The 26,028-nt window shown below is 70.9% G+C and carries 24 protein-coding genes; 14 read left to right on the forward strand and 10 right to left on the reverse strand.

Annotated elements, in window-relative coordinates; all coding sequences use genetic code 11:
• The first annotated feature begins 125 nt into the window (after positions 1-125).
• The 7 genes from O2L01_RS12705 (at position 126) to O2L01_RS12735 (ending at position 4,919) form a co-directional block, all read left to right on the forward strand.
• The gene (locus tag O2L01_RS12705) at positions 126-1,121 is read left to right on the forward strand and encodes a metal ABC transporter solute-binding protein, Zn/Mn family (RefSeq protein WP_270122306.1); all 996 of its coding nucleotides are present in this window, start codon (positions 126-128) and stop codon (positions 1,119-1,121) included.
• A gap of 15 nt (positions 1,122-1,136) precedes the next feature.
• Entirely contained in the window at positions 1,137-1,901 is a 765-nt protein-coding gene (locus tag O2L01_RS12710) for a metal ABC transporter ATP-binding protein (protein WP_270122307.1), read from the forward strand.
• Positions 1,902-1,918: 17 nt separating this feature from the next.
• Positions 1,919-2,800, forward strand: coding sequence for a metal ABC transporter permease (locus O2L01_RS12715; RefSeq protein WP_374727675.1), 882 nt, complete (start codon positions 1,919-1,921; stop codon positions 2,798-2,800).
• 62 nt (positions 2,801-2,862) lie between these two features.
• Positions 2,863-3,177 (forward strand): ArsR/SmtB family transcription factor, encoded by a 315-nt coding sequence (locus O2L01_RS12720; protein WP_270122309.1) that lies wholly within the window; start codon positions 2,863-2,865, stop codon positions 3,175-3,177.
• A gap of 26 nt (positions 3,178-3,203) precedes the next feature.
• The gene (locus O2L01_RS12725; RefSeq protein WP_344469428.1) at positions 3,204-3,587 is read left to right on the forward strand and encodes a Fur family transcriptional regulator; all 384 of its coding nucleotides are present in this window, start codon (positions 3,204-3,206) and stop codon (positions 3,585-3,587) included.
• A 10-nt stretch (positions 3,588-3,597) separates the two neighbouring features.
• Positions 3,598-3,972, forward strand: a complete 375-nt coding sequence (locus tag O2L01_RS12730) for an antibiotic biosynthesis monooxygenase (RefSeq protein ID WP_270122311.1) — start codon at positions 3,598-3,600, stop codon at positions 3,970-3,972.
• Complete coding sequence (locus O2L01_RS12735) at positions 3,969-4,919, forward strand: hypothetical protein (RefSeq protein ID WP_270122312.1); 951 nt, start codon at positions 3,969-3,971, stop codon at positions 4,917-4,919. Before O2L01_RS12730 ends, O2L01_RS12735 begins: the two co-directional genes overlap by 4 nt.
• Before the next feature lie 87 nt (positions 4,920-5,006).
• On the opposite strand, the gene O2L01_RS12740 is transcribed toward O2L01_RS12735, so the two are convergent.
• Positions 5,007-6,266: a hypothetical protein gene (locus O2L01_RS12740; RefSeq protein ID WP_270122313.1), complete on the reverse strand. Its 1,260-nt coding sequence runs from the start codon at positions 6,264-6,266 to the stop codon at positions 5,007-5,009.
• A gap of 270 nt (positions 6,267-6,536) precedes the next feature.
• Here O2L01_RS12740 and O2L01_RS12745 point away from each other — a divergent pair, with 270 nt between their 5' ends.
• From O2L01_RS12745 to O2L01_RS12755, 3 genes are all read left to right on the forward strand, one after another.
• On the forward strand, positions 6,537-8,348 hold the full coding sequence (locus O2L01_RS12745) for an HSP90 family protein (RefSeq protein ID WP_270122315.1): 1,812 nt from the start codon (positions 6,537-6,539) through the stop codon (positions 8,346-8,348).
• A 66-nt stretch (positions 8,349-8,414) separates the two neighbouring features.
• Positions 8,415-11,318, forward strand: coding sequence for a tetratricopeptide repeat protein (locus O2L01_RS12750; RefSeq protein WP_270122316.1), 2,904 nt, complete (start codon positions 8,415-8,417; stop codon positions 11,316-11,318).
• 208 nt (positions 11,319-11,526) lie between these two features.
• Positions 11,527-12,903, forward strand: coding sequence for a glycine--tRNA ligase (locus tag O2L01_RS12755; protein ID WP_270122317.1), 1,377 nt, complete (start codon positions 11,527-11,529; stop codon positions 12,901-12,903).
• A gap of 12 nt (positions 12,904-12,915) precedes the next feature.
• On the opposite strand, the gene O2L01_RS12760 is transcribed toward O2L01_RS12755, so the two are convergent.
• Positions 12,916-13,731, reverse strand: coding sequence for a hypothetical protein (locus O2L01_RS12760; protein ID WP_270122318.1), 816 nt, complete (start codon positions 13,729-13,731; stop codon positions 12,916-12,918).
• A gap of 132 nt (positions 13,732-13,863) precedes the next feature.
• On the opposite strand from O2L01_RS12760, the gene O2L01_RS12765 reads away from it, so the two are divergent.
• Positions 13,864-15,036 carry a hypothetical protein gene (locus O2L01_RS12765; protein ID WP_270122319.1) on the forward strand — a complete coding sequence of 391 codons (1,173 nt, stop codon included), beginning with the start codon at positions 13,864-13,866 and terminating at the stop codon, positions 15,034-15,036.
• Positions 15,037-15,076: 40 nt separating this feature from the next.
• Here the strand turns inward: O2L01_RS12765 and O2L01_RS12770 are convergent, their stop codons facing one another.
• From O2L01_RS12770 to rpmB, 4 genes are all read right to left on the reverse strand, one after another.
• Positions 15,077-15,277, reverse strand: a complete 201-nt coding sequence (locus O2L01_RS12770) for a hypothetical protein (RefSeq protein WP_270122320.1) — start codon at positions 15,275-15,277, stop codon at positions 15,077-15,079.
• 227 nt (positions 15,278-15,504) lie between these two features.
• Complete coding sequence (rpsN, locus tag O2L01_RS12775; RefSeq protein ID WP_270122321.1) at positions 15,505-15,810, reverse strand: 30S ribosomal protein S14; 306 nt, start codon at positions 15,808-15,810, stop codon at positions 15,505-15,507.
• Positions 15,811-15,891: 81 nt separating this feature from the next.
• A complete protein-coding gene (gene rpmG / locus O2L01_RS12780; RefSeq protein ID WP_208496430.1) occupies positions 15,892-16,062 on the reverse strand; it encodes a 50S ribosomal protein L33 in 171 nt (56 codons plus the stop codon).
• A 1-nt stretch (position 16,063) separates the two neighbouring features.
• Positions 16,064-16,300, reverse strand: a complete 237-nt coding sequence (rpmB, locus tag O2L01_RS12785) for a 50S ribosomal protein L28 (RefSeq protein ID WP_270122322.1) — start codon at positions 16,298-16,300, stop codon at positions 16,064-16,066.
• A gap of 63 nt (positions 16,301-16,363) precedes the next feature.
• On the opposite strand from rpmB, the gene O2L01_RS12790 reads away from it, so the two are divergent.
• From O2L01_RS12790 to O2L01_RS12800, 3 genes are all read left to right on the forward strand, one after another.
• Positions 16,364-17,650: a CobW family GTP-binding protein gene (locus O2L01_RS12790; RefSeq protein ID WP_270122323.1), complete on the forward strand. Its 1,287-nt coding sequence runs from the start codon at positions 16,364-16,366 to the stop codon at positions 17,648-17,650.
• The gene (locus O2L01_RS12795; RefSeq protein WP_270122324.1) at positions 17,650-17,904 is read left to right on the forward strand and encodes a type B 50S ribosomal protein L31; all 255 of its coding nucleotides are present in this window, start codon (positions 17,650-17,652) and stop codon (positions 17,902-17,904) included. The genes O2L01_RS12790 and O2L01_RS12795 overlap by 1 nt, the downstream gene beginning before the upstream one ends.
• 179 nt (positions 17,905-18,083) lie before the next feature.
• A complete protein-coding gene (locus O2L01_RS12800; protein ID WP_270122325.1) occupies positions 18,084-19,640 on the forward strand; it encodes a serine/threonine-protein kinase in 1,557 nt (518 codons plus the stop codon).
• Positions 19,641-19,646: 6 nt separating this feature from the next.
• Here O2L01_RS12800 and O2L01_RS12805 read toward each other — a convergent pair whose 3' ends face one another.
• From O2L01_RS12805 to O2L01_RS12820, 4 genes are all read right to left on the reverse strand, one after another.
• The gene (locus O2L01_RS12805) at positions 19,647-20,498 is read right to left on the reverse strand and encodes an FHA domain-containing protein (RefSeq protein WP_270122326.1); all 852 of its coding nucleotides are present in this window, start codon (positions 20,496-20,498) and stop codon (positions 19,647-19,649) included.
• Positions 20,499-20,572: 74 nt separating this feature from the next.
• On the reverse strand, positions 20,573-21,730 hold the full coding sequence (dusB, locus tag O2L01_RS12810; RefSeq protein ID WP_270122328.1) for a tRNA dihydrouridine synthase DusB: 1,158 nt from the start codon (positions 21,728-21,730) through the stop codon (positions 20,573-20,575).
• 56 nt (positions 21,731-21,786) lie between these two features.
• A complete protein-coding gene (locus tag O2L01_RS12815) occupies positions 21,787-23,061 on the reverse strand; it encodes a hemolysin family protein (RefSeq protein WP_270122329.1) in 1,275 nt (424 codons plus the stop codon).
• A gap of 96 nt (positions 23,062-23,157) precedes the next feature.
• Complete coding sequence (locus tag O2L01_RS12820) at positions 23,158-26,004, reverse strand: hypothetical protein (protein ID WP_270122330.1); 2,847 nt, start codon at positions 26,002-26,004, stop codon at positions 23,158-23,160.
• Positions 26,005-26,028 lie beyond the last annotated feature (24 nt).

Here is a 26,028-nt window from a genome sequence, read left to right on the forward strand (position 1 = left end):
CATCGCGACTCGAGGCCTCCGGTGGGACGGGAGTGGTGTTCGCGCTGCTGGCGAGGGACGTTCCGATTCGAGGAGCCACATATTAGATGTTGACAATGATTGTCATGACTGGGCAAGCTTCCATCATGCGCCGTTCCCGATTCATCCTCGCCCCCATCGCCGGCCTCGCCGCGGCCGCCGCCCTCACCGCCTGCGGCTCCGGCTCCGACGACCCCGCCGCCGACGGCGAGATCAGCGTCGTCACCGCCTTCTACCCCCTCGCCTTCGCCACCGAGCGCGTCGGCGGCGACCACGTCTCGGTCACCAACCTCACCCCCGCCGGCCAGGAGCCCCACGACCTCGAGCTGGCCCCCTCCGACATCGCCGCGATCGAAGAGGCCGACTACGTCGTCTACCTCAAGGGCTTCATCCCCGAACTCGACGCCGCCGTCGAGGAGTACGCCGCCGACAAGTCCCTCGACGTGCTCACCGCCGTCGACACCATCGGCTACGACTCCACGCAGGTCTTCGAGGACGACCACGCCGAAGAAGAGCACTCCGAGGAGCCCACCGAGGCCGAAGAAGAGGGCGAGCACGAGCACGAGGAGCTCGAGGGCACCGACCCCCACGTCTGGCTCGACCCGATGCGCTACGGCCAGATCGGCACCGCCATCGGCGAAGGCCTCGCCGGCCTCGACGACGCCAACAAGGCCGACTACACCGCGAACGCCGAAGCCCTCGCCGCCGACCTCACCGACCTCGACGCCGAGTTCACCGACGGCCTCGCCGCCCGCACCTCCGACGCGATCGTCACCTCCCACGCCGCGTTCGGCTACCTCGCCGACCGCTACGGACTCACCCAGGTCGCCATCTCCGGCCTCAGCCCCGACCAGGAGCCCGACAGCCAGCGCATGGCCGAGGTCGCCCACTACGTCGAGGAGAACGGCGTCACCATGATCTTCTTCGAAACCCTCGTCTCGCCCGACATCGCCGACACGCTCGCGGCCGAGACCGGCGCGCAGAGCGCCGTCCTCAACCCGCTCGAAGGCCTCACCCAGGAGCAGACCGACGCCGGCGCCGACTACTTCACTGTGATGCGCGAGAACCTGGCCACGCTGCAGACGGCCCTCGGTGCGGCATAAGGCAGCATTAGCCCAATGCCCGTTCTCAACGTCCGCGGTGCGACCGTCTCCTACGGCGGTCGCGCCGTCGTCCGCGGGGTGGACCTCGCCGTCGAACCCGGGGAGGCCGTGGCCCTCATGGGCGCCAACGGCTCCGGGAAGTCCACGCTGATCAAGGCCGTCGCCGGGCTCGTCCCGCTCGCGAGCGGCTCGATCGAGCTCTTCGGCACCCCCCAGAAGCGCTTCCGCGCCTGGAAGCGCATCGGCTACGTGCCCCAGCGCACCGGCGCCGCCTCGGGCGTCCCCTCGACCGCCGCCGAGGTCGTCTCCCAGGGCCGCCTCGCCCACCGCTTCCTCGGCATGCCGCCGAGCCGCGCCGACCGCGACGCCGTGACGCAGAGCCTCGCCGAGGTCGGTCTCGCCGACCACGCGCACTGCTCCGTCGACACCCTCTCGGGCGGTCAGCAGCAGCGCGTCCTCATCGCCCGCGCCCTCGCCACCGACCCCGACCTGCTGATCATGGACGAGCCCACGGTGGGCGTCGACGCCGAGACGCAGGCCGCGCTGGCCGCAGTCGTGGCCGACCGGATCGACGCCGGCTGCGCGGTCCTCCTCGTCACGCACGAACTCGGCCCGCTCACCGACCGGCTCGACCGGGCCGTGGTCCTCGCCGACGGCAAGGTCGTGCACGACGGCGCCCCGCCGCGGCCCGTGGGCGAGCACGCCGACCCGCACCACGAGCACGCGCACCCGCACGCCAACGGCGACACCGCCGACGAAGCCATCTGGGGCGGCAAATGAACCTGGACCTGTCGATCCTGGACTACTTCCAGTACGAGTTCATGCAGCGCGCCCTCATCAGCGCGCTCGTCGTTGGCCTGTGCGCGCCGGCCGTGGGCGTGTTCCTCGTCCAGAAGCGCCTGGCGCTCATCGGGGACGGCCTCGGCCACATCGCGCTCACCGGCGTCGCCATCGGCTTCCTCACCGGCGTCGCGCCGATGTGGACGACCCTCGCGGTGACCGTCGCCGCCTCGGTCGTCATGGAGATCCTGCGCAGCCACTCCAAGACCTCCGGCGACGTGGCGCTGGCGATGATGTTCTACGGCGGCATCGCCGGCGGCGTCTACCTGACCGGCATCGCCTCCGACAAGGGCGTCGCGAACCTCCAGCAGTACCTGTTCGGCTCGCTGCTCACCGCCGGGTGGGACGAGGTCTGGACGATCGCGATCGGCGGCGCGGTCGTCGCGGTCCTCATGCTCGTGCTCCGGCCCTGGCTCACCGCGATCTGCGCGGACGAGCAGTACGCGCGCGTCTCGGGCCTGCCCGTCGCCGGGCTCAACCTGCTGCTCCTCATCACCACGGCCGTCACCGTCTCGGTCTCGATGCGCGCGGTCGGGCTGCTCCTCGTGAGCGCCCTCCTCGTCATCCCGGTCGTCACGGTCCAGCAGTTCACGCGGTCGTTCAAGGCCACGATGTTCGCGGCGATGGGCGCGGGCCTGCTCATCGCCGGCACGGGCGTCGTCGCCTCCGCCGCGAAGGACGTGCCGCCGGGCTCCACGATCGTGCTCATCGGCGTCGCCGTCTTCGTCGTCACCGCCCTCCTGGCCGCGCTCGTGCGCCGCGTCCGCCGGGTCCGCCGCGCCCACCTCCCGCCCGAAGGCGAGCCGCTCGAGGTCGAACTGCCCGCCGCGAGCGCATGACCGGAGCGGGACCCGCGACACCTGGACCCGCGAACGGACCCGCGACGCGATATTTTTGCGGAGTGCGGACCGAGACCGAGCCAACCGAAGCCACCCCAGCCGACTATGAGGCGGCGGGGGAGCTGCTGCGCGCGCTCGCCGCGCCCCTGCGCATCGCGATCGTGATGGAACTGGCCGCCGGGCCGAAGTTCGTGCACCAGATCGTCGAGACCCTGCGCGTCACGCAGCCGCTCGTCTCCCAGCATTTGCGGGTGCTCCGGGGAGCGGGTATCGTGCGCGGCACCCGTTCGGGGCGCGAGATCTCCTATTCGCTCATCGACGACCACATCGCGCACATCGTCACCGACGCCGTCCACCACGCCCGAGAGGAACGCTAGTGGCCATCAAGCCTCCGGCCGAGAACATGGCCCGCTCCACCAAGCAGCGGACCGCGATCCTCGAACTGCTCGAGCACGACGACGCGTTCCGCTCCGCCCAGGACGTCCACGCGATCCTCCGTGAGACCGGGTCCAAGATCGGCCTCACCACCGTCTACCGGACCCTCCAGGCCTTCGCCGAGGCCGACATCGTCGACGTCATGCGCCTGCCCGGCGGCGACCACCTGTACCGCCTCTGCTCGGCCGAGGAGCACCACCACCACCTGGTGTGCCGCTCGTGCGGCAAGACCGTGGAGGTCGCCGGGCCCACCGTCGAGCGCTGGGCCAACAAGGTCGCGGCCGACCACGGGTTCACCGAGGTCGGACACACGCTCGAACTCCACGGCCTGTGCGCCGAGTGCTCGAAGTAGGCTGGGCGCCGTGCTGGTTGTATATCGTTTCGCCGTAACCGAAGGCGAGACGGAGGCCTTCGCCCGCGATGCCGAAGGCGCGCTCGCGGCCCTGGCCTCCTGCGCGGGCTACGAACGCGGCGGCCTGGGCCGCGCGCTCGACTCGTTCACCGACGGCGAGGACACCGCCTGGATGCTCTGGACCGAGTGGAGCGACGTCGGCTCCTACCGCCGGGCGCTCTCGAACTTCCAGGTCAAGATGGCCACCCCGCTCCTCTCCCGCGCGCTTCCCGAGGCCTCGGGCTTCGAGGTCCTCGCCGAATGCGCGCCCGGCGGCGAGCCGCGCCGCACCGGCTCCGACCGCGCGCCCGACCCTGACGAGGCTCGCCGGGAGGCCGCCCGATGACCGACCGGCCGAACCCCGAACGGGTGAGTTCCGAAGGCCCGGAATCGGAGCGCGAAGCGGAGCCTGCGACCCCGGAACCCGCGTCCCCGGAGCGGTCCGGTTCGCCGTCGACCCCGGACTCCGTCGAGTCCCCGTGGCCCGAGCCGCCGCCCCTGTCGGTCCCGATCGAGCCCATCCCCGTCGAACCGACCCCGCCGCTCCCGACGTCGACCGCCGAGCCGGCTCCCGAACCCGAGTCGTCGCAGCCGCGCGAAGAGGTCGAGGCCGAGCCGCACACGTCCGTGGCGGCCGTCGCCGAACCGGCCGCGCCGCCGCAGATCGCGCCCGAACCGGGCCGCCCGCCGATCCCGATGGAACCCGAGCCTTCGGTCCCCGACCCGGTCTCGCCCGAACCGGCGGCGCCCGTCGCCCTCACCGCCGAGACCGACGAGACGCTCGCGCTGCCGCCCACGACGAAAGAGGTCGAGCCCGCCCCCGCGCCCTCGGCCCCGCCTCCGCCGCCCACCGGCGTGCCGGTCCCGTTCGCGGCCCCGCCGACCGGCCACTCCCGCTTCTTCGGCCTGAAGCTCGGCCTCGGCATTACCGGCGGCGCGCTCGGCATCATCGGCGTCGTCACCGCCGTCGTCATCGCCATGATCGTCTTCACCAACTCGATCACCGACAAGGTCGAGAGCACCGCTGAAGAGTTCATCGGCGCGATCGCCCACGACGACTGGGACACCGCCTACGCGATGCTCTGCGACTCCTACCGCCAGCGCCCCGCCGAGGACTACGTGCCCGAATGGGACTCCTGGGACACCGAAGGCGCCGACGTCCAGGCCATGAACGCCTCCACCGGCAACGTCAGGGTCGAGTTCGACGACGGCACCGCCGTCGAACTCGTCATCGCGATCGAGCAGACCCCTGACGCCCTCAACACGAGCGTCTGCGGCTGGCGCGACGTCTAGTTCCGCTGCCTCGGCACCGGATACGCCTGCGGCGCAGCCGGAACCGCGCATTCGCCGGAATCGTTCAGGTCATCGCCTGTCTCGGGGTCAGTACTGCGGCGGATACTGCTGTTGTTGTTGCGGGTATCCGCCCTGCTGTTGGCCGTACGGGCCGGTCTGCTGCGGCTGCGTTTGCGGTTGCCCCATGGGGACCATCATGATGAGCGCGGTGGCGGGTTTGCCCGGGGTCCAGGCCTTGACGCCGGGAGTCAGGGCGGCGATGAACGCGACGAGGATCAGCGCCAGCAGGGCGTAGTTGCGAACGAGGACGATGATCCAGTTCGTGCGGGCCTGCGGCAGCGCGAGGTCCAGGAAGTGGACTGCTTCCATCGTGATGCTGAACGTCGAGAAGCCCGCTGCGAGGAACAGGATCGGTGTCCAGACGAGCGTGAAGACGCGTCCGCCGGCCTTGCCGCGCTGGATGGCGATCGCCGAGATCAGCGCGCAGATGAGGACGAGGACCGCTGCCAGGCCTTCCATGAGCGGCAGGCGCGACCCGTACAGCAGGGCCGGGTCGTTGAAGTCAGTGCCGAACGTGTTGTTGAGCATCAGCAGGGATCGGATGGTGCCGTAGAGGGTCCACACGCAGATCGCCAGGATCAGGCCGAGCGCCACGAGCATGAAGGTGGCCGCGCCGGGCCGGGTCTGCGGCCGTTCGGCCGGGCCCTGCGGTGCCGCGCCGAACGCGTTGCCGGGCATGCCGTTCATAGCGCCCACGGGCATGCCGGGCACCTGCACTTCGCCTCTTTGGATGCGGTGCATGAGGATCCACTGGCGCGCCGACTTGGAGCAGAGGAGTCCGAGGAGCGTGCCGTAGAGGCCGGCGAGCGGGACCCCGATGAGGAGCGTGATGTCGCCGCCGGTGTCCCAGTAGATGATGCCCCAGACGTCCATGGCGGCGGCCAGGACCAGGCCGAGGATCGCGCTGACGAGGGACCAGATCCACGCCCAGCGCTTGCCTCGGGCGATCTGGACGCCGCTGGCGAGGGACTGGATCGCCGAGTAGACGGCGAAGGCGAGGCCGATGAGGCTGAACGGGTTGAAGAACTCGACCATGCTCATGACCGAGAAGACGTTCCCGATCGCGCTGACGGCCAAGAAGATGTAGAGGATGACCTGGATGCCGGTGATCGTGCCGGGCTTGCTCATCGACAAAGCGGGCATCTGCCCTGGAACGGGCTGTTCGGGGGCGTACTGCGCCGGGCCGTACGCGCCGCCAGGGCCCATCTGCTGCGGCCCGGGCTGCGGGGGCGGGGCGGGCTGGTACTGGAGGTGCATCCGGTCCGGGGGCGGGGGCGGCATGGTCATTCGGGCATGTTCCTCTTGCTCTGGGGCTTCGGTAGCGGTCACCTTACCGGACCTGTCCCATTCGCGGTGGTGCACAATCGGGTGGTCCGCGCCGGTTCACGCGGATTCGCGCGTGTCCGCCTGCACGTTCACGGCTCGCGAGCTTCGCCGTGGGCCGCAGGGCCTCCGCGTCCCTGTTCGTACTGAGGGTCCTTTTCACGCGTTCCCGGGATGCGGCGGTTTGCTAGTCTGACTGACGCCGAACGACCTCCGAGTGAAGCAGGACGCGCTGTGGTTGAGACAACGCCCACTTCCCATACCTTCCAAGTGGACCTGCGCGGCCTGGTGGACCTCCTGTCCCACCACCTGTACTCCTCACCGAAGGTCTATGTGCGCGAACTGCTGCAGAACGCGGTGGACGCGATCACCGCGCGAGCCCAGATCGAACCGGGCTTCCATGCTTCGGCGCAACAGGTCTCGATCGCCACGGACGGGAAACGCCTGCGGATCACCGATCCCGGTGTGGGCCTGACGATCGAGGAAGTCCACCGTCTCCTCGCGACGATCGGCGGCTCCTCCAAACGCGACGAGGAGATCGAGGGCGCCCGCCGAGACTTCTTGGGCCAGTTCGGGATCGGGCTCCTCGCGTGCTTCACCGTCGCGTCCGTCATCACCGTGACCTCGCGGTCGGCGAAGGACCCGGCGGCGCCGGTGGTCCGCTGGGCCGCGCGCGACGACGGCTCGTACACCGTCACGGAGGTCCCGCTCGGCGAGCACCCCGAGCCCGGCACCACGGTCGAGCTCGAGGCCCGCCGCGGCGAGGACTGGTTGCAGCCCAAGCGGGTCGTGGATCTCGCGCGCGAGTACGGCTCGCTGCTTCCGGTGCGCGTCACCGTCTCCGACGGCGGCACGCCCGTCGCCGTCTCGGACACGCCGCCGCTGTGGGAACGGGAACATCCGACCCCGACGGCCCGCCGCCTCGCCCTGAACGCCTACTGCGAGCAGGTGCTCGGCTTCCCGCCGCTCGACGTGATCGACCTCGACGTGCCGCTCGCCGGCATCAAGGGCGTCGTGTTCGTCCTCCCGCACGCCACCTCGCCCTCGACCCGCCCGGCCCACCGCGTGCACCTCAAGCGGATGCTGCTGACCGACACCGCGGACAACCTCGTCCCCGAGTGGGCGTTCTTCGTGCGCTGCGTCATCGACACCGATGCGTTGCGCCCCACCGCTTCCCGCGAGTCCCTGTACGACGACGAGGCGCTGGCGGTCGCCCGGGACGCGATCGGCGCTCAGATCCGGGAGTGGATCTCCCGCCTCGCCGCCGAGGACCCGACCCGCCTCGAGGCCTTCCTCGCCGTGCACGAGCTCGGCGTGAAGGCCCTCGCCCGCCACGATCCGGAACTGCTCGCGGCGATGCTGCCGTGGCTGCGGTTCGAGACCACCGCCGGGCAGACCAGCCTGCCCGAGTTCGCCCGCGCCTACCAGCCGGTCTACCTCGCCTCCAGCGTGGACGAATACCGGCAGGTCGCGCAGATCGCCGCCGCGCAGGGCATCGGCGTCGTCAACGGCGGCTACACCTACGACGCGGAGCTCGTGCAGGCCCTGCCGCGCCTCGACCCGCAGGTCAAGGTCGAGCACCTGCAGCCGGGCGTCATCTCGGCGAGCCTCGACCCCGTCGACACCGGCACCGAGCTGGCGCTGCGGTCCTTCCTGAACGCCGCCCGCGCCCGCCTCGACAGCGTCGACGTCGACGTGGTCGTGCGCGAGTTCAACCCCGTCTCCGTGCCCGCGCTGCTCCTCGACGACCGCGAGTCGCGCCGCGAACGCCAACGGGCCGAAGCGGAAGCGCAGGCCGACGACCTGTGGAGCGGCATCCTCGCCTCGATCAAGCAGCACGCGCCGCGCGCCCAGCTCGTCCTCAACCACCGCAACCCCACCGTGCGCCGCATCGCCGCCATCGGCGACCCCGAGCTCGCGGGCACCGCCGTCGAGTCCCTCTACGGGCAGGCGCTCCTCATGAGCCACCGGCCGCTGCGCAGCGCCGACACCGCGCTCCTCAACCGTTCCTTCATGAACCTGCTGGAACACATCACGCAGGACTGAGCCGCTCCCCTCTCCACCGTCTAAGAGCGGCGGCTCACTCCTCACATAGGACAGTTAAGGACTGGTATGGCCACTCCCGACCCCGACGAGATCTGGCGACTGCTCAACGAGGCCCGCTTCGAAGAGGCCAGTGAGGCGAAGGTCGCGGCCCTCGAGCGGGCCGTCGAGGCCGCCGACGCCGTCGGCGACCCCGAGCTGCAGAACTACGCCCTCAACGGCCTGGTCGACGCCTACGAGTTCTCCCGCGACTCCACCCGCCTCCTCGTCCCCTTCGCCAGGCTCCTGCGCAACTTCGACTCCCAGCCCGCGCACTTCGACGCCTACCTGACGCGCTCCCTGTACTGGACGTTCAAGTGGATCGTCGACACGATGATCGAGCAGCCCGACGTGCCGCTCGAATCCATCGAGCACTGGCTCGAGGAGATGCGCCGCCGCTACGCCGAGGCCGGCTACTCCATGCACGCCCCGGCCGCCTACGAGATGCAGCTCGCCTACCACGTGGGCGACTACGAGCGGGTCGCCGCCGCCATCGAGGCCCTCGGCGAGGCCGAGGAGGACGAGATGTCCGACTGCACCGCCTGCCAGTACACCTCCCTGGCCACCATCGTGTTCTACGCCGAGGAGGACTCCGCCGACGCCGCCATGGAGATGCTCGAACCGGTCCTCTCCGGCGAGCAGACCTGCGCGCACGAACCCCACTACGGGCTCGCGCTCTCCCTGCTGCCCCTGGTCGAACTCGGCCGCATCGACGAGGCCCGCGCGAACCACCTGCGCGGCTACCAGATGTGCAAGGGCAAGGAGGACATGGTCCAGATGTGGGCCCTCCACGTCGAGTTCTGCGCCCTCACCGGCAACGAGCACCGCGCCGTCGAGATCCTCGCCGACCACGCCCGCTTCCTCGACCTCGACCTCGGGGTGCGCGACCGCCAGCGCCTCATGGAGGTCACCGTCCTCACCTGCCGCCGCCTCATCGCCCTCGGCTTCGCCGACACCGCGATGCCCGGGCCCGGCGGCACCGAATGGACCGCCGCGGCCCTGCTCGACTGGGCCGAGGCCGAGCGGACCGCGATCTGCGCCCGCTTCGACGCCCGCAACGGCAACGACCACCACTCCCGGATGTCCGCCTGCGTCATCGAGTCCACCCCCTACGACAAGCCGGTCCACCTGGGCCTCAAGGAACCCCAGCCGCGACCGGTCGTCGAGCCGCCCGCGCCCGGGCAGGTCCAGGGCCCCGACCTCGACGCCGCGATCGACGCCGCGTACGCCGCGTACGACGACTGCTCGCCCGACACCTGGAAGGCCTGGCTGCGCGTCGGCGCGCTCGCGGACGCGCTCGGCATCGAGCTCATCGCCGAGCACCGCGCCGAGATCGCCCACGCCGAATCCGCCCAGTCCGACGACCCCGAGACCGTGGCCGACGGCCTCACCCGCGCCATCGAGCTGTTCGGCGCGGCCGGCCAGCCCGGCCGGGCCCTCGTCGCCGAGTCGTTCCTGCTCATCCACCGCTCCGAGGCCGACCCCGAGGGCGTTCCCGAAGGCGCCGAACGCATCGCCGCGACCGCCCGCGCCCTCAGCGCCGAGCAGCGCATCGACGACCGCAGCTTCCACACCAGCCAGGTCCTCGCCATGCGCGCCGAATACCTCGCCGCGACCGCCAGGCCCGACCTGCTCCCCGCCGACCTGAACGAACGCGCCCGGACCCTCGAAACCGAACTCGCCGCATTCCCCGACCGCCGGTACGCGCTCATCCGCCGCTGCGACCTCCTCGACCTCCGGGCCCGCCTCGAACGCGACCCGGCCGCGAAGACCTCGCTCCTCACCGCCCAGATCGACGTCGCCCGCGAGGCCGAGGCCGGCTGGGCCGTCGCCCGCGCCAGCGCCGACCTCGCCGACCAGGTGGGCCTCACCGGCGATTTCGAAGCGGCCCTGGCGATCTGCCGCGAAGGCCTGGCCGCGCTCGGCGGCGAGCCCTCCCACACCGTGGCCGCGAAGCTCCACCTCCAGGCCGCCGAGTTCACCATGCGCGCCGCCGACCACGCCGCCACGTACGAGCACGCGCTGGCCGCGTCCATCCACTGCGACGCCGCCGGGATGACCGTCCCGGCCGCCGTGGCCCGCCACCTCATGGGCGTGGCCCTCGTCGAGCTCGACCGCCGCGCCGAGGCCGTGCCCCTCCTCGAGGCCGCGCTCGAGGACCTCCCGGGCGACGAGCTCTGGCGGATCTGCAATGTGCGCTTCAACCTCGCCGAGTCCTACGACCGCCAGGGCGACACCCGCCAAGGCGTCGAGCACGGCCTCGCGGCCCTCGCGCTCATGGAGTCCGCCGAGGAGGACTACCTCGTCAACCTGTACGCGGACACGCTGTTCCTCACCGGAGAGCTGCTCGAGAAGCTCGGCGAGCACGACCACGCCCTCGAGGTGTACTCCCGCGCGATCGAGGCCGCGGACGCCGTCGGCGACCTCGCCTCCTGGACCCGCGTCAGCCGCGCCCGCGCCTGGCTCCTGCGGACCATCATGGGCGACAGCGCGTTCGGCGAGGGCCTGCAGACGATGGCGCAGATCGCCGCCCGCCTGCACGCCGTGCGCGCGGACGCCGAAGCGCCCGAGACCCAGCGCGAGGCCGCCCGCTTCGAGCTCGGCGAGACCTACCGGCAGCACGCCCAGCTCACCTTCCAGTTCCTGGAGAGCCAGGCCGGCGAGCAGGGCCTGCACCGCGACGAGGCCGAGCCGGTGCTCGACCTGCAGCGCCGCGCCCTGGCCGTGTTCCGGGAGGGCCCGCTGCTGCTCGAACGGGCGAGCCTGACCGCGCACCAGACGATGTGGCTGCTCGCCGAGCTCGGCGACGCGCAGGGCGCGATCGAGGTGGGGGAGGACGCCCTGACCTGGCTCACCGCACCCGAGTCCGCCGAGGCCAGGGAGGGTTTCGAGCAGCACCTCGCGGACCTGCGCCAGGGGGCGGCGGAGGGTTGACGGGCGCGACTCGCTGAGCGGGGCGCGGGCAGTCCCGCGACTACTGCGAGGTACGCTTGCTCACTGGCGGGCCACGTCTTCCGTGTGCTCCGGGGATCGAATCGGTCGTGAGAACCGAGTCGACAACGGGCCGCCGCTCGGACAGTCTGGTCCGAGAGAAAACCATCCGCAGTCTCACCGACCGCCAGCCGGATCGAGAGGAATCATCGTGTCCCAAGACCGCACCGAAGCGCTCATCAGCCTGTCCAAACGCCGCGGCTTCGTCTTCCCAAGTTCGGAGATCTACGGAGGCACCCGCTCCGCTTGGGACTACGGCCCGCTCGGTGTGGAGCTGAAGGAGAACATCCGCCGCGAGTGGTGGAACGCGATGGTGCGCGAGCGCGACGACGTGGTCGGCCTCGACTCCGCCGTCGTCCTCAACCCGCAGGTGTGGGTCGCCTCCGGCCACCTCGAGGAGTTCACGGACCCGCTCACCGAGTGCCAGTCCTGCCACAAGCGCTACCGCGCGGACCACCTCATCGAGGCCTACCAGGAGAAGCACGACGGCCGCGAGCCCGAGAACGGCCTCGCCGACCTCACCTGCCCGCACTGCGGCGCCCGCGGCTCCTTCACCGAGCCGCGCATGTTCAACGGGATGATGAAGACCTTCCTCGGCGCCACCGAGGACACCGAGAACACCCACTACCTGCGTCCCGAGACCGCCCAGGGCATCTTCGTGAACTTCACGAACGTCATGACCGCGTCCCGCCGCAAGCCCCCGTTCGGCATCGCCCAGACCGGCAAGTCCTTCCGCAACGAGATCACGCCGGGCAACTTCATCTTCCGCACCCGCGAGTTCGAGCAGATGGAGATGGAGTTCTTCGTCGAGCCGGGCACCGACGAGGAATGGCACGAGTACTGGCTCCAGCAGCGCTGGGACTGGTACGTCGACCTCGGCCTCAAGGAAGAGAACCTGCGGCGCTACGAGCACCCGAAGGACAAGCTCTCCCACTACTCGAAGCGCACCGTCGACATCGAGTACAAGTTCAACTTCGCCGGCAGCGAGTTCGGCGAGCTCGAGGGCATCGCCAACCGCACCGACTTCGACCTCTCGACCCACTCGAAGCACTCGGGCGCCGACCTGTCCTACTTCGACCAGGCCAAGGGCGAGCGCTGGACCCCGTACGTGATCGAACCCGCCGCGGGCCTCACCCGCTCGGTGCTGGCCTTCCTCATCGAGGCCTACGACGTGGACGAGGCCCCGAACACCAAGGGCGGCGTGGACAAGCGCACCGTGCTCCGCTTCGACCCGCGCCTGGCCCCGGTCAAGGCCGCGGTGCTCCCGCTGAGCCGCAACGAGGACCTCTCGCCCAAGGCGAAGGACCTGGCCGCGACCCTGCGCAAGCGCTGGAACGTCGACTTCGACGACGCCGGCGCGATCGGCCGCCGCTACCGCCGCGCCGACGAGATCGGCACGCCGTACTGCATCACCGTCGACTTCGACACCCTCGAAGACCAGGCCGTGACGATCCGCGACCGCGACTCCATGAAGCAGGAGCGCGTCGCCATCGACCAGGTCGAGCGCTTCCTGCTCGAGCGCCTGTAACCAGCGCACTGCTCAGTACCTGCTGGGGCCGACTTCGATCCGATCGAGGTCGGCCCCTTCGGGTATCCAGTCCTCGGTCACGTCCACGTACTGCTCCGACTCGCCCGCCGGGATCGTCCGGACCGCCCCCAGGTAGTCGTCGTAGCCGCTGTCGGCCGGCAGCCCGCCCAGCAGCGTCCCCTCGCCGTCGCGGAACAGCACCGAGATCTGCGCGTCCGTCTCCGCCGGCGCCTCGGCCGTGAAATGCACCCGGTACCCGGACGGGCTGGCCAGCGGCTCGAGCCCGGTGAACTCGAAGCTCGGCAGCGGGTCGATCGCGATCCCGCCCTCGACGGCGTCCAGGTACTCCGCGGGGTACAGCATCGCCGGATCGGTCTCCTCCAGCGACAGGTCCTCCACCTCGACGTCCCCGAGGCCCACCGACATCACGTACCCGACCGCCGTGGTCGAGTGCGGCGGCAGCTGCCCGATGTACATCGTGTCCAGGTTGACCGGGTAGCCGCGCTTCGTCTCCGTGAAGATCGCCAGCCCGCCCGGGACGAGCTCGCCGTCATGCGGATTGCTGATCACGACCGCGACCAGCACATACTCCTCGCCGCCGTCCAGAGTCACCTTGCTGAACCCGTACTCGACGATCTCCAGCTCCACCTGCTCCTCGGTGAACGCCGGCTCGTCCGTGTACTCCTCGGGCACGGCCGAGGTCTGCTCCTCGACCGCGACGGTCCGCGCGTCGGTCCCCGGACGGTGCTCGACCGCGACCACCAGCGCCACCGCCGCGACCACGAGCGCGATCACGAACGGCAGGCGCGGCAGCATCTCCGCCCGCATATGGGCATGGATCGCCGTGTCGCGCAACGCACGTGCGATTCGCCGGGTCCACCGGTTCGAGGGCATGGGGTTCCTAGCCGAGGCCGCTACACTTTCCTCAACCAAGGTAGCAGCCGAGCCACAGGAGCGAGCGTGTCCGATTCCGCCTCCCCGCAGCGGTGGGGCGAGGAGCACATGATCGACCTCGGCGCCGTCGGCGGCCCCGCCGCGACCGCCGCCCCGGACCCCGGACCCGCCCCCTCGCCCGCCCGCCGCTTCCCGCGGATCCACAACGCCGCCTTGGCATACGCCGCCATCGCGATCGCGCTGGCCGCCGCGGTCGTCACCGTCGTGAAATGGTCCCCATTGCACCGGCCGCTCGCCGAGGCCGCGGTCGCCGACTTCCTCGAAGCGGTCCACGAGGGCGATGTGGAGGCCGCGCTGGCCCTCACCGACCAGGCGGACGCCGAAGGCGCGTTCCTGGTCCCCGAAGCCCTCGACTCCCGTTGGGAGATCAGGAGACTCGCCCAGGTCGCCTACGAGGACCTCGGCGACGGCAAGGCCGGCGCGCAGGTCTACGCCGAGATCGCCGTCGGCGACGAGTCCGTCGTCGGCCACCGGTACCAGGTGGCGATCGACCGCGGCGAGGCCCAGATCGTCGACGCGATGCCCGAGAGCGAGGCCTGGGGTTCCCTCGAGTACCTGGACCTCAACGGCGTGCGGCAGCAGATCGACCTCACGGGCGCCCCGACCTACATCCTGCTCCTGCCGGGATACTACGAGTTCTACCCGGACCTGCCGCCCGTGCTGGACTTCGAGGGCGGCGGCGGCTCGATGCTCGTGCTGGGGGACGAGTTCCTCGCGATCGAGGACGGCTTCATCGACACGTGGATGCCCACGCCCTGGATCATCGTCAACGAAGAGGGCGAGGACCAGGTCAACGCGGCCCTGCGCGAGTTCTACGACGCGTGCGAGCTCGATCCCGCGATCGAGGGCTGCCCCTTCGGCTTCCCTGAGGACCCCGAGCGGGACGTGGCGCTCGCGCCCGGCGCGCACTGGCAGGTCACGGCCTATCCCGAGGTGCGCGCCGAACGGCTCTGGTACGAGCACGGCGCAGGCTTCGGGCTCGAGTCCTCACTCCCCGGGGAGGCTCGGGCGCAGGTGGAGATCACCGAGGACGGCGAGACGCGCTCGGCGCTGGTGAGCTGCCCGTTCTGGGTGTACGGGCTCTACGCGGCCTTCGACGGGGAAGCAGCGTTCTCGATAGATCCCGGCACGGACATGTACCAGGACGGGTGCCGCTCGATCGTCGAGGTCGAGGACTAGCGATCGCGCAGGATCGCTCGGCCGGGAGAAGGCCGACCGGTCATTCGGAGTGAATGACGCAGCCGCAGTCGATCCAGTCGTGCTCGACCTTCTCGGTGTGCGTGATGGAGTAGTTCGCTCGGCTCTCGGACGCCCAGAGGGCGGCGGGGCTGGCGGGCACGTCTGCGGCGTTCGCGAGCGGGTTGGGCTCGCTCTGCTCCACGGGCGATTGTGCCGGGGCGGACTCCAATTGCTGGGCCATCGCATCTCCACTCAAGTACGGCTCGGAATCCTCACCGAGCCGCTCCATCGGTCATCGAGTCAAACGCAGGAGGAGCTCACATGGTTCCGGGCTTGAGAGCAGTCTCACAGCGCACTCGCAACGCCCACCATAGCGCCCTCTTGCGACGGTCGTATAACGCTTTCATTCCATGGAGTCGCAAGAGGGCGCCGACCAGGAGCGGCATTTGCCCGGTGTGCGGGGAATTACTACCAGGACGCTTTTCGCAGACCGGGCAATTCGCCGCGGTGCGCCATCGCCCTGAGTCGGACACGCGACAGTCCGAACCTGCGGTTGAACCCGCGCGGGCGCCCGTCCACGACGTCCCGGTTCCGCAGCCGCGTCGCCGAGGAGTCCCGGGGGAGCCTCTGGAGCTTCGCCACGGCCGCCTCCCGCGCCTCCGGGTCGGTGCCCGGGTGGGCGATGAGCCGCTTCAGCTCGGCACGCTGCTCGCGGTACCGCTCGACCAGGATCTCCCGCTTCTGCTGCTTCGCGATCATGCTCTTCTTGGCCACTGCCGGTCCTCTCTGCCGTGCTTCATGCTCCGGGTCGTCACTAGCGTTCCTCCCGGCTGTGCTTCATGCTCCGGGTCGTCACTAGCGTTCCTCCCGGAAGTCGACGTGCTTTCGCACCACGGGGTCGTACTTCTTGAGGACCATGCGGTCCGGGTCGTTGCGGCGGTTCTTGCGGGTCACGTACGTGTACCCGGTCCCCGCGGTCGACCGGAGTTTGACCACCGGCCGGACGTCAGTGCTCTTGCTCGCCATCTCAGATCCGCTTCCCTTCCGCTCGCAGCCGCGCCACGACGGCCTCGATCCCGTCGCGGTCGATCACTTTGATGCCCTTCGTCGACACCCGCAGCCGCACGTGCCGGCCCTCGCTGGGCAGGTAGTACCGCTTGTGCTGCAGGTTCACGTTCCATTTGCGCCGGGTCTTCTGCTTCGACCACGGCACGTTGTTGCCGAAGCCGGGACCGGCGCCGGTCACCTCGCATGTTCTGGACACGGTCGTCCTCCTCTCGTGTCGACCAGTATAATGACAATCGTTTTCAAATAGATCGGAGGCCTCATGAGCCAGCTCGCCCAGCCCGGATCCTCAATCTCGCCAGCCGACCTGCGACCGGCGCTCACCCTTCTCACGGGATTCGCCCCCACGGCGACCCGCGAGGCCGCCGACCTCCTCACCCGCGCCGACCCGAGCCTCCTCACCGTCACCTACGACCTCGCCGAACTCCTCGTCGCCGGCACCGTCCGCCGCACCGTCCGCGACGGCCGCGGACTCGTCGAAGACGAACGCGTGACCCTCGAGCACGGGTGCATCAACTGCACGATCCGCGAAGACCTCCTTCCCGCTCTCGTGCGCCTCGCCCGCTCCCGGCCCGCCGGCGACCTCGTCCTGCTCCTCCCGCCCTCCATGGAGCCCGAGGCCGTCACCACCGCCTGCGGCTGGAGCCACGTCGACGGCGCGCCCGTCACCGACGCCCTCCGCATCGACTCCGTCGTCGCCGTCTGCGACCCCGGCACCCTCCTCGAGACCCTCGACTCGGACCAGGACCTCGCCGACCGCCGCCTCCAGGCCGCCGACGACGACACCCGCTCCGTCTCCGAGGTCGCCGCCCGCCAGATCGAGTTCGCCGACACCGTGCTCCTCTGGGCCCCCGACTCGGACCTCGACTACGAGCACACCCGCCTCGCCGTCCTCCTCCAGCGCCTCAACCCCTGGGCCCGCCACCTCGTCCTCGACCTGCCCGAACCGTCGGACTCGGCGACGCTTGCGAGCCGTAAATCGGCGGAGTTCTCGAGCCGCATCCGCCGCACCGGCCGCTTCGACCCCGAAGCGCCCGAGCCCTACGGCCGCGGCATCGAGGGGTACGCCGTCGGCTGCCACGAGCCCGAACCCGACTGCGGGGTCGTCGCCGCCCTCTACCGCGCCCGCAGGCCCTTCCACCCCGACCGCCTCCACCAGGCCCTCCCGACCCTCGCCGGCAGCACCTTGCGCGGACGCGGCCACCTCTGGCTCGCCGGGCAGCCCGACGTGATCGTGGCCTGGGAGTCCAGCGGCGGCGGCGTCTCCATGGGCGACATGGGCCGCTGGCTCGCCGCGACCCCCGACGAGGAGTGGGAGGAATCGAGCCCCGAGCGGCGCGTCAACGCCGACCTGCACTGGGACGCCGAATACGGTGACCGCGAGATACAGCTCGCGTTCGTGGGTATCCACTTCGAAGCGGACGAGATCGCCGCCCTGCTCGACGCGTGTCTGCTGACCGACGCCGAAGCGGCCGAGGGACCCGCCGCCTGGCGGGAATACCCCGACCCCTTCGAAGGTTGTTTCGAAAGCAAGGAGAGGAACCAGTAATGAAGCAAGGTATTCACCCGAAATACGACTACGTCGTCTTCCGCGACCGCGCGGCCGACTTTTCCTTCCTCACCCGGTCCACGGTCAGCTCGGCCGAGACCGTCGAGTGGGAGGACGGCAAGACGTATCCGGTGATCGACGTCCAGATCTCCTCGGCCTCGCACCCGTTCTGGACCGGCAAGAGCCGCGTCATGGACGACGAGGGCCGGGTCGCCAAGTTCTACAAGAAGTACGGCAAGACGCCCGCCGAGTAGGCGAGCGGCACACGGACTAAGGGGGACCTCCCGGCACCGGAGGTCCCCCTTTTCCGTGCCTCGGCTTGCTTCGGCACAGGTTCGTTTGGTTTCATGGTCCTTGCTCCGGGGGGAACCGGTTTCGACCGTGTTCGGCAGACCGCGCCCACTGCATCCCGATCCCAGAGGTATTGAGCCAGATGGACGACACCGCCTCTCCGTTCCCCTCCCACGAGAAGCTGGCGCGGCTCCTGCCGGGCTACGCCTTCGACCCCGAGCCCCTCAACACCAGCAACATGAGCCAGGTCCACCTCGCCACCGACACCCGGCTCCACCACCGCAAGGTCGCCGTCAAGATCATCGCCGACTACCTCGCCGCGCACCCCGTCTACCGCAAGCGCTTCCTGCGCGAGATCCAGCTCATGGCGAGCCTCGAGCACCCCAACATCATGTACGTCATCACGGCCGCCGCCGAGGACGGCGAGCTGCTGTACTTCGTCATGCCCCGCGCCGAACGCGACCTCAAGACCCTCCTCGCGGCGGGCCGGCTCGACCTCGCCAAGACCGCCGACGTGATCGCCCAGGCCGCCAGGGCGCTCGACCACGCCCACGACCGGGGCGTCGTCCACCGCGACGTCAAACCCGGCAACCTCCTCTTCGGACCCGACGGGCATGTCTACCTGACCGACTTCGGCGTCGCCAAAGAACACTTCGGCGAAGACCTCACCACACTCGGCGAATCCATCGGCACCCGCGGCTACACCGCCCCCGAGGTCTTCGCGGCCGGCGCCGCCGAAGCCGCGACCGCCGACCCGCCCGCGGTCGCGCGGATGCTGCCGTGCACCCCGCGCGAGCGCGCCGGCGACGTCTATTCGCTCGGCGCCGTGATCTACCACTGCCTCACCGGTCGCCGGCCCTTCGACCAGCCCGACGAGAACGCCGCCCTCGAGGCGCAGCGCAGGGGCGACCTCGCGCTCGTGAGCGCCCGCCGCCACGGGCTCCCCGCCGGACTCGACGCCGTGGTCGCCAAGGCGATGCACCTCGACCCGGACCAGCGGTACGACACCTGCGGCGAACTCGCCGCGGCGCTCACCCAGGCGCTCGGCCTCGCCAAGGACGGCATGGCGCTGCCGATCCTGCGCGACATCCAGGACCGGCTCCGCACCGACGCGGCGCAGCGCGACGACGCGACCGCCTACGCAGGGGCCATGCCGGCTCCCGACACTGGACCGCGCCGCGACCAGACTCGGAACATGCTGCTCAGCCTGGTCGTCGCGGTGCTCGCCGTCGCGCTCGCGGGAGGCCTGCTGCTCTACCAGTTGTTCCAGCCCGAGGACGCCGAAGCCGGGAGCGCCGGGGAGGGCGCCTCCACCGCATCGCCGTCCGCGACGGCCTCGCCGACCGCGAACCTCGATCCTCCGTCGCCCACAGTGGAGCCGGTGGCGGGCGACGAGCAGGTCACACGCTATCCAACCGAAGGCGAATGCCTCAGCGACGACCCCGACTACTACGTCGTGGTCGCGTGCGACTCCCCGGCGGCGACCGAGGTGGTCTACCGGATCGTCTACAGCCCTGAGGATCCGAACCCGTCGCAGCCCGAACACGAGGACGCCGCCTGGATCGCGTGCGGCGGCGGGGACATCGACTTCGAGTACCGGTGGCGCGATTCCGACTCGGACGCGGACGAGGGCGAGGAGGCCGTCTGGGACCCCGCGACCGACAGGATCTACTGGATCATGTGCTACCGCTACCTGTAGCCGACTCTAGGCGGCGCCGGCTGCTTCGGCGCGGTCGAACGGCTCGATGTCGGCGGGCGTGAGCGTCGTGCTCTGGAGCAGGGCCCGGATCAGGTTGTCGTTGAGCGCGTTGCCGAGCGGTTCGCCGAACACCTCGCTGCGCCGCAGGCCGTAGACCCGGTGCCGGTAGTCCGGGGCGGACAGGCGCTCCCGCACGGCCGCGACGACGCGTGCGGTCGTGCGCTCGTTCCATTCGCGGTCCTTCGGCCCCGGCAGCCGGTCCATGTCCTCGGCGACCCGCTTCCATGACACCGGTTGCGGGTGCGCCACGCCGCGCAGGTAACGCTGCGCGAGCGAGGCGACGACGAGCCGTTCGACGCGACTCAGCTTGTGCACCACCGGGATCACGGTCTCGTCCTCCGGGGCGGCCTCGCCGTCGGGACGCCTGCCGCCGATCACGCGCACCTCCAGGAAGTGCACCTCGGCCCGGGGGTCGCCGATGTAGATGGGCGTATAGGCGTCCTCGACCAGGCGTTCCTGCCCTTGCAGGAGCATCGTGTCACCGGGGAAGAGCATCGGCAGCTTCCCCTCGTTGCGCACGGTCCACTCCCGGCCGTGGCAGACGAGTCGCCCGTGGCAGCGGCTGATCCGCTGGTCGTTCACACCGAGCGGGATGTGGACGTCGTCCCCGGCCCGTCCGAAGGTGAGTTCGTACGGGCGCGGCGGCACGGCCCAGCCGAGGTGCGCCGAGAGCGCGAGGACCGTGCCCAGGGGCGGGGGTGGCAGCGGGTCCGCGTCGTCCGGCGGGGCCGGCACGCCGGCGGCGAGGCTGCGCACCCAAGGCGGCAGCACTCGTGGGAAGAACGCCTGTTCGGGCATGGGGAACCGTCCTCTCCGAGGTCTTCGGGGCTCGGTTCCCATTGTGCCGACAGGAGGGGCGGGACCCCTCCCGGTCAGCCGCCCGAGGAGTCGATCTCGGCGCCTTCGGGGACGGTGAGGTCGTCGCGCTCGTCGAGCCAGCCGTCCGGGAGGGTCACCTTGCCGGGGCTGTTCGTGCGCCCGCGCGGCTTGCCGATGGTCGACTCGGGGAACGGCGCGGCCGCGTCGAGCTTGCCGAGGAGGTCTTCGAGCTCGTCGAGGTGCGAGACCATCGAGAGCTCGCGGCGCAGCTCGCCGCCGACCGGGAAGCCCTTGAGGTACCAGGCCACGTGCTTGCGGAACTCGCGGCAGCCGTGCTCCTCGGCGTCGATGTTCCGCCGCGCCTCGTACGATTCGGCGCCCGCGATCCACTCGACCAGCAGTTCGGCGTGGCGGTACATGACCTTCGCGACCTCGCCGAGCGACGGCATGATGCGGCGCTGTTTTCCGTTGAACGCGGCTTCGAGGTCCCCGAAGAGCCACGGCCGACCGAGGCAGCCGCGGCCGACCACGACGCCGTCGCAGCCGGTCTGCTCGACCATGCGCAGCGCGTCGTCGGCCTCCCAGATGTCGCCGTTGCCGAGCACCGGCAGGTCCAGGTGCTCTTTGAGGGTCGCGATGGCGTCCCAGTCGGCGGTGCCCGAGTACCGCTCGGCGGCGGTGCGGCCGTGCAGGGCGACCCACGCGACGCCCGCGTCCTGGGCGATCCTGCCCGCTTCGAGGTAGGTGAGGTGGTCGTCGTCGATGCCCTTGCGCATCTTGACGGTGACGGGGATGGTCCCGGCCGCGTCGACGGCGGCGGTCACGATCTCGCGGAACAGCCGCCGCTTCCACGGCAGGGCCGAGCCGCCGCCGCGGCGGGTCACCTTCGGCACGGGGCAGCCGAAGTTGAGGTCGATGTGGTCGGCGAGGTCCTCGTCGGCGACCATCTGCACGGCCTTGCGCATCCCGGCCGGGTCGACGCCGTAGAGCTGCAGGCTGCGGGTCGTCTCTTCAGGGTCGAACTCGATCAGCCGCATGGTCTTCGGGTTGCGCTCGGTGAGCGCCACGGTCGTGATCATCTCGCACACGTAGATCCCGGCGCCCTGCTCTCTGCAGAGCTTGCGGAACGGCAGGTTGGTGATCCCGGCCATGGGGGCCAGCACCACCGGCGGGTCGACCGGGGCGCCTGCGAGCGAGAGCTGCGTTGTCACCGGTCCATTATTCCAGCGGTCCCGCGCTCCCGCCCGGGCCGGTGACGCGCTCCACCTCAGTCGTCGGTCGCGAGGCGACGGATTCGGATGTGGGTGATGGCGTGCTGCTCGACCTCGACGACCTCGAACTCCCAGCCCGAGAGGCGCACCTTGTCGCCGGGGACCTCCGGGAGCCGCCCGAGCCGTGCGAGCAGGAGGCCCGCGACGGTGGTGAAGGTCCCCTCGGGCCGGCCGACCAGTTCGATGCCGAGGTCTTCGAGGTCGTGGATCGGGAAGGTGCCTGGCACGGTCATCACGCCGTCCGCGCGGTGCTGCACGGCCATCACGTCCCGGTCGGTCTCGTCGTAGATCTCGCCCACGAACTCCTCCAGGAGGTCTTCGAGGGTCACGATGCCGTCGATCCCGCCGTGCTCGTCCACGACCACCGCGAACTGCTCGTGGTCGGTCTTGAAGCGCCGCAGCGCATCAGAGACGCGCAGCGAGTCGGGGAAGACCACCGCGGGGCGCATGACCGAGGTCAGCTCGCCCGAGTCGTCGAGGAGGTCGCGCAGGTGGACCACGCCGAGCACGTCGTCCAGGCCCGTCTCGCCCGTGACCGGCGCCCGCGAGTGGCCGGAGTCGGCGAGGGCCGCCCGCGCCTCCGCGATGCTCATGTCGGACGGCAGGATGAACACCGCGCGGCGCGGCACCAGCACCTCGCGCAGCCGCCTGGCGTGGATCTCCAGGGCACCTGTGATGATCTCGCGCTGCTCGGGGTTGAGCGCCCGCTGCCCGGACACGAGCTCGCGCAGTTCGGAGGGGCTCATCTGCTCGCCGTCGGTCTCGTTGCCGCCGCCGAAGACCCGCACTACGAGGTTCGTGGACTTGCTGAGCGCCCACACGGCCGGGCGGGCGGCAGTGGAGAGGAAGTCGAGCGGCTTGGCGGCCATGAGCGCCCACCGCAGCGAGTACTGCATCGCGAGCCGCTTCGGCGCGAGCTCGCCGAACACGAGCGTGAAGAACGTGAGTACCACGGTGACCAGGCCGACCGCGACCGCGTTCGCGGCCCCGCCGAGGAAGGCGAGCAGCGGCACGAGCGGTTCGGCCAGCGACACCGCGGCCGTCGCCGAGGCCAGGAACCCGGCGAGGGTGATGCCGATCTGGATCGTCGCGAGGAACCGGTTCGGGTCCCGCGCGAGGCGCACGAGCGTGCTCGCGCCCTTGCCCGGTTCGCGCTCGAGCGCTCGCAACTGGCCCTCGCGCAGCGACACCAGCGCCATCTCGCTGCCCGCGAAGAGCGCGTTCAGGAGCACCAGCACGCCCACCAGCGCGAGGTTCCATCCGTAGTCCATGACCATCCGTCTCTGAGAAGTTGAATCCGCACAAGGTACCCGATATGCCGAAGGCCGCCCGGCGCTGCGCCGGGCGGCCCTCGATCGGGTCGAGATCTATTCGAGGTCCACGGTCACCGATGCGCCCCACGGGTTGCCGGCGACCTCGTAGGCCCCGGCGTAGGAGAACCCGTCGTCGCCGACCGTGGCGCCGCCCGGAATCGTGGCCTGGCCGTCGAGGTACGAGTGGAGCTTCTGGCCGGTGTAGTCCGAGACGAGGACCATCGCGGCGGTGCCGTCGTAGCCCTTCGCGTTGAGCGCGGGGGTCTCGGAGGCGCACAGCGGGTCGGACATGCGGGAGTCCGCGAGCTCCTTCTCGACCTTGCCGCCGGACACCCAGCTGACCTTGGCCTCGCCGCGGCTGGTCGCGATGAACGCGCCGCTCTGGGCGCCCACGACCAGGCAGGTCGGGTTGGCGCCGACCTCGGTCGCGGCCGTCTCTTTGAGCGAGCCGTCGAGTTCGTGCACGGTGCCGTCGGCGGTCGCCACGGCCGAGGCGGACTCGGTCGCGGCCACGTCGGCGACGCCGCCGTCGAAGCCGACCGCTTCACCCGCGGCCGCCTCGAACGTGAACTCGGCGCCGTCGTAGTGCTGGGCCGCAAGGCCTTCGAGCGTGGAGGCGAGGTCCACGGTCGCTACCTGGCTGGAGCTCAGGTCGCCGACGATCGCGTAGCCGGCGGTCGCGACCTGGTCGCGACCGGCGCCGTCCGCCACGTCGTTGCGCGACTCCGAGAGCGACCCGCCCGAGTTCGACCACGCGTCGACCGAGGTCGGCGCGGTGAACGGCAGCACGACGGTGCCCACGATCTCGGCGGTGCCGAAGTGGCCCGGGTTCGGCAGGCCGGGGTAGGACTCCGACCAGCTCGACTGGTACGTGCCCTTCTTGTCGCCCAAGGCGATCACGACGAGCGAGCCGGTCTGCGACTCGGGCGTCCACGTGGTGACGAGCGCGAGCTCGTTGCCGTCGGTGAGCGCCACGTCCGTCGGGACCTGCCCGTCGGGGAGCTGGAGGCAGGTGCCGCCCTGCGCGCCGCTGATGCCGGCGGTGGCGATGACGCCGGAGGAGAACGCGATCACGGAGTGCGCGTTGACCTCGGCGCTCTGCTCGGGTCGGGCGAGGGCGACCGGCTTGCCGAGTTCGCCGCCGAGCCCGGCGACGCAGTCGGCCGTGGTGCCTTCCTGCAGTTCGAGTTCGGGTTGGCCCTCGTCGGTGAACCGCCCGCCCGCGCGGGGCGTGAGGCCCAGCGCGGTGTCGGTGGACTCGACGACGGTGACGTGGTCGATGCCGGTGAGGCCGGATTCGTCGGTGACGTACCCGAGCTGCCCCTGGATGCTGCGGTCGGCGTCGCCGAACAGCGGTTCCGCGGCGAGCGCGTCGCCGCTGGCGGCCGCGAGCTCTTCCGCGCCGTTCTCGCCCGCTTCGCCGTAGCGCCAGGAGAACCACTCGGCGGTGCCGGCGGCGGCCGCGAGTTCGCCGTAGCGCTCGGGGGTGAGGGCGTCGTCGGCGCCGCTGTCCTCGCTGGCGTCGCCGCCGTCCTCGCCCGGTTCGCTCGGCTCCTCGGGGGGAGCGGCGCCCAGCATGAGGACGATGCCGATGATGAGGCCCAGCGTGATGAGGCCGCCGATGCCGTAGATGGCGTAGCGGACGCCGCGGTGCGTCGGCGGGGCGACGCGCACGTTGCCCGCCGGCTCGGCCGGGGCCTCGGGCTGCTCGGTCTCCTCGCCGGTGCGTTGCGCGGGAACGGCCTCGGGCGCGGCGGCCTGCTGCGATCCCTGGTCGGCGTAGGCGGACTCGGGGAACGTCTGGTCGTTGTAGGAGCTCTGGTCGCCGTACGCGGACGGCGGCGCGGCGTACGGGTCCTGTTGGGAGGAGAAAGGTTGCTGCTGTGCGGGTTCGGCGGTCGCGGCCCCGGTCGGGCCGAACGCGTCGCTGCCCGAACCGAAGGTCGCGCCGTTGCGGGGCTCCCCATAGGAGCCCTGCTGCGGCACGGGCGGGAACGGCTCGGCCTGCTGCTGGGCCTGGTACTCGGCGCGGGCCTGCTGGGCCTCGGCCTGCAGCCGCTCGGCCTGGTACGGGTCGGACTGGTAGAGGTCCTGGCCGCCCGCTTCGCCGCGGTACTGGTTGTGGCCGTAGACGTCCGCCTCGTACGGGTCGGAGCGCAGCTCGGGGAATTCGAGGCCTTCGCCCTGGGCGGGCTGGCGCGGCGCGTCGTAGGTCGGCGGGTCGAACCCGGGGGCCTGCGGCGCGGCGCCGAACGGGGAACCGCCCTGCTCGGGCTGGTACTGCGGCTCGGCCGGCGCTTCGGGAGCGGCGGCGGGCGGCGGGGCCTCGCCAGTGCCGTTCCAAGACGCGCCGCCGGTCAGGCCCCAGCCGGTCTGCGACTGCTGGTGCATCCAGTCCTGGCTCGATTTCGGCGGCCAGTCGGGCGCTTCGCCCCAGTCGCCTTGCTGCGCGGCGTCCTGCCGCGGCGGCTCCTGCTGCGACTGCTCTTGGAAGCCCTGGTAATCGGACTCGGGGTAGACGGGGTCGGGCGCGCCGCGCTGCGGCGTCTGGCCGTACTGCGCCTCGTCTCGCTGCGGCTGGCCGTGCTGCGCTTCCCCGTACTGGGCCTCGCCGTACGGCGCGTTCCCGTACTGGGGCCCCGACTGCTGCGGCACCCCCGGCGTGGCGTCGTCGAACGCGCCCCATTCACTGCGGCGCGCTTCGGGGTCGAGCTCTTCGTAGGGTCCGGTCTGCTGCGGCGGGCGCAGGAACCGTTCGGCCGCCGACGGCTCGTCGTCCGGCGCTGTGGAAGGCAGGTGGCCCACTCCGCGCGCGGTGATTCGGGGCGGATTGGTGGGTGTGGCCGCCGGTTCACTGGTGGGAGGCCAGGAGGGCGGCTGCTCGGGCGATGGGTCCGGCATGATAGGCGACTCTAGCGGATCGGA

Origin of the sequence: Glycomyces lechevalierae (genome assembly GCF_027622945.1) — a bacterium.
In the GTDB taxonomy this organism is placed as follows: domain Bacteria; phylum Actinomycetota; class Actinomycetes; order Mycobacteriales; family Micromonosporaceae; genus Glycomyces; species Glycomyces rutgersensis.

Coding starts and splice junctions, on each gene's coding strand:
- O2L01_RS12710 (WP_270122307.1), top strand. CDS start 1,137: ATGCCCGTTCTCAACGTCCGCGGTGCGACCGTCTCCTACGGCGGTCGC.
- O2L01_RS12705 (WP_270122306.1), top strand. CDS start 126: ATGCGCCGTTCCCGATTCATCCTCGCCCCCATCGCCGGCCTCGCCGCG.
- O2L01_RS12820 (WP_270122330.1), bottom strand. CDS start 26,004: ATGCCGGACCCATCGCCCGAGCAGCCGCCCTCCTGGCCTCCCACCAGT.
- O2L01_RS12770 (WP_270122320.1), bottom strand. CDS start 15,277: ATGGCCCAGCAATTGGAGTCCGCCCCGGCACAATCGCCCGTGGAGCAG.
- O2L01_RS12800 (WP_270122325.1), top strand. CDS start 18,084: ATGGACGACACCGCCTCTCCGTTCCCCTCCCACGAGAAGCTGGCGCGG.
- O2L01_RS12750 (WP_270122316.1), top strand. CDS start 8,415: ATGGCCACTCCCGACCCCGACGAGATCTGGCGACTGCTCAACGAGGCC.
- O2L01_RS12805 (WP_270122326.1), bottom strand. CDS start 20,498: ATGCCCGAACAGGCGTTCTTCCCACGAGTGCTGCCGCCTTGGGTGCGC.
- O2L01_RS12760 (WP_270122318.1), bottom strand. CDS start 13,731: ATGCGGGCGGAGATGCTGCCGCGCCTGCCGTTCGTGATCGCGCTCGTG.
- O2L01_RS12815 (WP_270122329.1), bottom strand. CDS start 23,061: ATGGACTACGGATGGAACCTCGCGCTGGTGGGCGTGCTGGTGCTCCTG.
- O2L01_RS12735 (WP_270122312.1), top strand. CDS start 3,969: ATGACCGACCGGCCGAACCCCGAACGGGTGAGTTCCGAAGGCCCGGAA.
- rpmG (WP_208496430.1), bottom strand. CDS start 16,062: ATGGCGAGCAAGAGCACTGACGTCCGGCCGGTGGTCAAACTCCGGTCG.
- O2L01_RS12740 (WP_270122313.1), bottom strand. CDS start 6,266: ATGACCATGCCGCCCCCGCCCCCGGACCGGATGCACCTCCAGTACCAG.
- O2L01_RS12790 (WP_270122323.1), top strand. CDS start 16,364: ATGAGCCAGCTCGCCCAGCCCGGATCCTCAATCTCGCCAGCCGACCTG.
- O2L01_RS12795 (WP_270122324.1), top strand. CDS start 17,650: ATGAAGCAAGGTATTCACCCGAAATACGACTACGTCGTCTTCCGCGAC.
- O2L01_RS12725 (WP_344469428.1), top strand. CDS start 3,204: ATGGCCCGCTCCACCAAGCAGCGGACCGCGATCCTCGAACTGCTCGAG.